The sequence below is a fragment of the Cupriavidus phytohabitans genome (assembly GCF_017815025.1).
In the GTDB taxonomy this organism is placed as follows: domain Bacteria; phylum Pseudomonadota; class Gammaproteobacteria; order Burkholderiales; family Burkholderiaceae; genus Cupriavidus.
In genome coordinates, this window is the sequence record NZ_JAGIQB010000125.1 from 1 (window position 1) to 5,491 (window position 5,491).

A 5,491-nucleotide genomic window follows, 5' to 3' on the forward strand; every position below is an offset into this window, starting at 1 on the left:
GCACCTGCTTGAACAACGCCTCCTGCGCTCTGCTTGAACAGGGTGCCGCCGTTCGCCCCGGGTTATTGAGCAGTTACAGTCGGTGTGTGCAAATTGTTGATTTTAAAGAGGATTTCGCTCTTCGGCGTATCATTTTGCAGCGAAAGCACGATCACCCCATAAAGCACCACGAGGGTCGCGAATGCTGCTTCGTACAGCCCTGCGCCCATGCCCACCCCCAGGACCAACCAGGCGGCAAAGAGACTAACGGCACTCTGCGCAAGTCCAAGCCCCGCAAGACCGAGTGCAAATATCAGGCTCGTCGCCACCAGGACCGACCGGCCGCCGGTTCGGTCGATCAACCTTCCGGCGGATGGCCCAATCAAGGCCGAGACGATGAGTGCAACGCTGAACGCTGCAAACACCGTCGGCGGCGTGACGCCGAGATCGCTGGCCATTGGCGTCGCGAGCATCGCCGGCAGATAGTAGGTCGATCCCCACGCAAGGGTCTGGGCGATTCCCAGCCTCGCAATCACGCCGGTGCCTGGCTCCATCGCCATCCTTGCATTGTTATTCGACTTCGCCGCTATCGGTATCGCCAACTTCAGCGTCCTTCTCGTGGCGCATCGCCGCGGCAGTCAAGGCGGCCACTTCCGCTGGCGCGGCGTCCTTGCGCTCGCTGTAGCGGTCCGTCAGGTAGTCACTGCGATCGCGCACCAGCAGCGTGAACTTGTACAGTTCCTCCATGACGTCGACCACGCGGTCATAGTAGGAGGATGGCTTCATGCGACCATTCGCCTCAAATTCCTGGTATGCCTTGGCGACTGACGACTGGTTCGGGATTGTCACCATGCGCATCCAGCGACCAAGCACGCGCAGTGCATTGACGGCGTTGAAGGATTGGGAGCCACCGCAGACTTGCATCACGGCGAGTGTGCGTCCCTGTGTCGGCCGAATGCTGCCTATCTCGAGAGGTAACCAGTCGATCTGGTTCTTGAAGACTGCAGTCAGCGTTCCGTGCCGCTCGGGGCTGCACCACACCTGGCCTTCAGACCACTCCGAGAGCTTGCGCAGTTCCACCACCTTGGGATGATCCGCCGGGACGCTGTCGCACATTGGCAGGCCATGTGGATCGAACACGCGGGTTTCCGCGCCGAAGTGCTGCAATATGCGTTCAGCTTCGTGCACGAGCAGGCGGCTGTAGGATGACTCGCGCAGCGAACCATAGAGCAGCAAGATGCGCGGCGGATGCGTGCTCTTGGCGCCCTCGGTTTGCTCGATCCACAACCCGAGCACTTCCTTGCGCCCGTCGGCGCGGACGCCCAGTGCCAGGTAGACGGCCTTGTTCCTGACGGTGCCTTCGTCGCGGATCTTCAGGCGCAGCGCGTCGAAGAAGACGATCGGGTACATCGCCTCCAGCGATCGCTGCTGCCATTGCTCGACCTCGGTCAGTACGTCGCCGGTGACGGTGGAAATCAGCTCGGGCGAGACCTGCAGGCCGTACAGTTCCTGCAGGTGGCCCTGGATCTCGCGCACGCTCATGCCGCGCACATACACATGCTGATCACGTGGTCGTCGAAGCCGGGCAGCCGGCGCTGGTACTTGGTCACCAGCTGCGGCTCGAAGGTGGCCTGCCGGTCGCGTGGAATGTCCAGTCCCAGTTCGCCATTGGGCGTGATGACGGTCTTTGGGCTGGTGCCGTTGCGGTGGTTGCTGCTCCTGCCTTCCTTGGCCTCAGCAGCCAGATGGTGGGTCAGTTCGGCGGCCAGCATGCGCTCGGCCAACCGCTTCTTGAGCAGCCCGGCCAGGCCTGATTCGCCGAGAATCGACTCGGCGTCCTTGTTCTCGACCTGGGCCAGCAACTGGTCAATCAGCTCGTCGGAAACAAGTTTGGGTGCCTTCGGTTTCGTGGTCTTCTTGGTGGACATCGCTACGGTCACGGTCAGTTTTTCTTACAAGAATCTCATGACCTCTGGCACACGGAAAATCTGACAGGCTCATCATGACGCGTCTGCATCTGCCATCAGGCATCACCCACGGCCTCGACTTCCTGATCCCAGACAACTGGTCCGCTGAGCAGGCCCTCGCCGTCGTCGAACTCATCGACGCTCTACGCGAGCGGATCTGCGCGCACTACCAGCTCGCGCTGCATGACCTTCTGAGTGAGCAGCGCTCGCCCCCTGGGAAAAGCCTCGAGGATCCGTTCTAACCAGCACCGTCCAACCCAAACTGCAAGGGGCCGCATGCGGCCCCTTGCTTACCCAACCAAACGCCGCCATTTACTGCCGCTTTTACACCGCCGTCAACAGGTGGAGACGGCCAAGGCCAACGGCGTTGATCCGTACCGGTATCTCGTTGCTGCGCTCAAGCTCCTGCCAAAAGCGCAGACTGCTGACGACTACGAGACACTGCTGCCTTGGAATCTGACGCCGGCGCAGTCCTAACTCGCGCTGGCTCAGTCGGCAAGACTGCCTACGCAAGGTCAGCAACGGCTGGGGTGCTGCAGTGGTTCCTCGCTGGCGCAACGTAATCGGGTTAGGGACAGAGATCAGTGACCGCTCGAAGGCGGTCGCATGAGGCGCTGCAGCGTGGAAAGGCGTAGCCCTTGCTTTTCGCAAAACGCCCCCAGATTTCGTGCAGGTATTCGACATACGGTACGTCTCCAAAGAAACATCTCGGCTCAACAATGAAATTTAGGAAATACAATGCAGGTCAACAGAAGGACTACTCATATCGAGCCTCACAGCTCAGCTGTGTCTGGGAGTACCGAGCCGGTAGTTTCGGTAAAATCCACACGGGCAGCCACGCCGCGTCGAGCTGCTGGGCAATTGCCTGATTTGCCGCCCCGTAGCCCATCTTCTTCCACGAAGGTCAGCATAGAGCCGTCGCCTCTTCTCGTTCCCCGTTCAACGAGTCCGCTGGCCCGGAGAACACCGCTGGACCTCAAAAAGGCCTCGGACAACGGCTGTATCAGTTCTTCATTGAGCCGAACGCCCTCGGACAGGTACCAGGCATCCACGACGTCTTCCACGACGTCTGCGCGACATTCTGCTGCTTCAGTGTCTGACTCCCTGGGCGACAGTACTCACCACGACCTTTCGGACTATCAGGTCGCATCAGCTGACCTCAATAGAGCGAATATCTGTGCAGGTTTGTCTACGGAATGGCTGCGCTTGAAGGGGGCTGGAACCGCGAGCAGCCGGCTGGACACCCTGGCGCCAGGGAACGCCGCGTACGACACAGCAGCTATGAGGCATGAGCGATATCACCACGCTATCGCCCACGCACACCGCAGCGGGGCCGAGGAGCCGATTACCGAAGGTGCGCAAGCGATCTTGAGGGACGCAGGTTTGCGAAAGATTGGCCAATCGACAACGATTTATTGCTCTCCCTACCGAGGCTTGGGTGCAGTTGCCGAACCTCTGGCGAAAAGCAACACCAGATATCTCGTCAGTCTGCGATTCCAGAACGGGGAAGGACATGCCATCGCCGTTGCGACCAGTGGAAATCGCACGAAGTTGTTCGATCCGAACTACGGAGAATACGGAGCGGCGCCCGACCAAGTGCATGGACTCCTCCGGTCATTGGCAGCGCACTATAGTGCACAAGATCTGGATCTCGCTGCTGTCAACCTGCACCGGGTCCAGTAACTCTTGCGCCACAGCCGCCGTGTCCTTGCTTCAGCTTCCGACAGGTCTTCTTCAGGCTCGAGAAGGTGTCACGGCATTGACGACCGAGTTCGCTGCGTGTGCCGCCACTGAACTTCCGCTTTTTCACTTGATCGCGAATGTCCCGTTCACTGCCATTTGTATGCAGTGGCACGAGATAAAGTCAAATCTGGTGTACGAACGTTGATCGAGGCCGGTCGTCAGGCGGCGAGTTTCTGCTGATCCGGCGGATTGTCTTGCGCCGGGGCACCGTCCTTGAAGGGAATGCCCTTCAAGAGCAGTTCGATGTGTTCGGCACCGTTGATGCGGCGCCAGGTTTTCTCGGCTTCCTCGATCAGCTTGAAGGCCAGGCCAAGGAAGGTCGCTCGTGACACACAGTTGCGCGTGCGCGTCGTGCGGTGACGCACAGTCGCGAAGGTCGACTCAATCGCGTTCGTAACCGGCATGATAGGAACCGGTGCCCTCCCTCTCCTCACCGCGTAACTTGGTGTATGGTTCGACCATCCGGGACAGGACCACCGGGGAGCACTTCGGGTGGGCAGGCCGTTCATATACGTTGAGCTGCGAGCTCGTGTTAGTAGTTGGCCGCCCCTGCGACCCGCCCGGTTGCGCTGCGAGCGCGAATCCGTAGTTGTCGTGCTGTCCCACCGGCTCCCATTTGCGATGTTTCCCATGGGAGACGCCAATGCGAGTGATAGGACTGGATGTATCGCGATCGGTGGCCGAGATCGCCTATTTGGAGAACGGCCTGCTACGTGCCGGCGGGCGTGTCGGACTGCGACGCGACGAGCTGGAACGCTTTGCTGCCAAGCTGAAGCCCGACGACCACGTGGTACTCGAGGCGACCGGCAACACGATCGCCATCGCGAACGTGCTGACAGGTCATGTCGGCAAGGTGATTGTCGCCAACCCCTTGCAAGTCCGCCTGATCGCTGAAGCCCGCGTGAAGACGGATAAGATCGGTAGCAGGGCATGGCACACTGACTCGGTTTCCTTCATTGCTCGACACAATAAAGGCGACATCTTCCCTCAGGCGCGTGCGTGCACGCTCCCTGAGGGAACCTCTCCCGAGTCCATCACCATTCTTGCTCAAATTCCCACGGTTTCGGCATCACGAAACCCGCTCATTCACAGCAAGCCGGATTGGTAGACCGAAAGATGAACGGCTCGGGCGTTGGCGGTATGAGACCACGCAGCCACCGGCCGGCGGAGGTGTTGGGGAAGGTCTCGGTCCACCACTGGCGCCAGCGTTTGAGCGTGGCCCAGCCGATGCCCGGTAACTCGTCCAGACGGGAACAATGGGCACGGCCCGAACGCAGCACCAGGATGATGGCCAGATAGACGCGGCGACCGAGAAAGCGCACCGAGCCGGGCGTGCAACGCCTGCGACAATCGGCGCAACAAAAGCTCAGGCGCGTGCAGCAGTCTGGGCGTGCCGACGGCGGACAGCCGCGTGGCTTGCGGGGGTAGTCGGCACGGTGAAGGGACTGACCACAGTGCTGGCAGCCCTTGTCCTGCACCGATTGGGCCAGGTCATTCCTCAATTCGGCGCAACAGGGAATAAAACGATGGCGTTTGTGCTGCTGACCATCACCGGCATCAACACCACCGTTGCGATCGGGTTGATCTCGGCCATCGGCGATATCGCTCGCTTTCGCTCGCCGGAGAAACTGGTCAGCTACTCTGGCCTCAATCCTATCCTGACTGCTTGTTGCAATCGGTCCAGGGTGACGCCGTGGGGGATCGTCTTGTGGCGGTATTGCTTCAAGGGGTTCCGTCGCGATAAGGAGGTAGGGGCGAGCGGGGGACGGAAAGGTGCTGCGGTTAGGCCACCAGGGAGTAGA

3 protein-coding genes and 6 pseudogenes are annotated in these 5,491 nt (G+C 60.4%); 5 read left to right on the forward strand and 4 right to left on the reverse strand.

From position 1 onward, the window contains the following. Window positions 1-155: 155 nt before the first annotated feature. The 3 genes and pseudogenes from J8I34_RS33155 to J8I34_RS35100 all read right to left on the reverse strand — a co-directional run. A pseudogene (locus J8I34_RS33155) lies at window positions 156-533 on the reverse strand (MFS transporter); the annotation flags it as partial. Window positions 534-549: 16 nt separating this feature from the next. Next, a complete protein-coding gene (arsH, locus tag J8I34_RS33160; protein WP_371748196.1) occupies window positions 550-1,260 on the reverse strand; it encodes an arsenical resistance protein ArsH in 711 nt (236 codons plus the stop codon). Further along, a pseudogene (locus J8I34_RS35100) lies at window positions 1,237-1,907 on the reverse strand (IS256 family transposase); the annotation flags it as partial. The gene arsH and the pseudogene J8I34_RS35100, both read right to left, overlap by 24 nt. Before the next feature lie 74 nt (window positions 1,908-1,981). Between J8I34_RS35100 and J8I34_RS33170 the strand changes: the two are divergent. The 3 genes and pseudogenes from J8I34_RS33170 to J8I34_RS35640 all read left to right on the forward strand — a co-directional run bounded on the left by J8I34_RS33170 (window position 1,982) and on the right by J8I34_RS35640 (window position 3,629). Continuing rightward, window positions 1,982-2,188, forward strand: a complete 207-nt coding sequence (locus J8I34_RS33170; RefSeq protein WP_209808431.1) for a hypothetical protein — start codon at window positions 1,982-1,984, stop codon at window positions 2,186-2,188. A 100-nt stretch (window positions 2,189-2,288) separates the two neighbouring features. After that, a pseudogene (locus tag J8I34_RS33175) lies at window positions 2,289-2,423 on the forward strand (transposase domain-containing protein); the annotation flags it as partial. A 261-nt stretch (window positions 2,424-2,684) separates the two neighbouring features. Continuing rightward, on the forward strand, window positions 2,685-3,629 hold the full coding sequence (locus J8I34_RS35640) for a YopT-type cysteine protease domain-containing protein (protein ID WP_084402727.1): 945 nt from the start codon (window positions 2,685-2,687) through the stop codon (window positions 3,627-3,629). 218 nt (window positions 3,630-3,847) lie between these two features. Here the strand turns inward: J8I34_RS35640 and J8I34_RS33185 are convergent. Continuing rightward, window positions 3,848-4,084, reverse strand: a pseudogene (locus tag J8I34_RS33185) (IS256 family transposase); the annotation flags it as partial. A gap of 248 nt (window positions 4,085-4,332) precedes the next feature. On the opposite strand from J8I34_RS33185, the pseudogene J8I34_RS33190 reads away from it, so the two are divergent. After that, window positions 4,333-4,608 (forward strand): annotated as a pseudogene (locus tag J8I34_RS33190) (IS110 family RNA-guided transposase); the annotation flags it as partial. A gap of 619 nt (window positions 4,609-5,227) precedes the next feature. Beyond that, window positions 5,228-5,344: pseudogene (locus tag J8I34_RS33195) on the forward strand (transposase); the annotation flags it as partial. Between the last annotated feature and the right edge of the window lie 147 nt (window positions 5,345-5,491).

Bases quoted from the DNA above. Each gene is read 5' to 3' on its own strand.
- J8I34_RS35640 (WP_084402727.1), top strand. From the start codon at position 2,685: ATGCAGGTCAACAGAAGGACTACTCATATCGAGCCTCACAGCTCAGCT.
- J8I34_RS33170 (WP_209808431.1), top strand. From the start codon at position 1,982: ATGACGCGTCTGCATCTGCCATCAGGCATCACCCACGGCCTCGACTTC.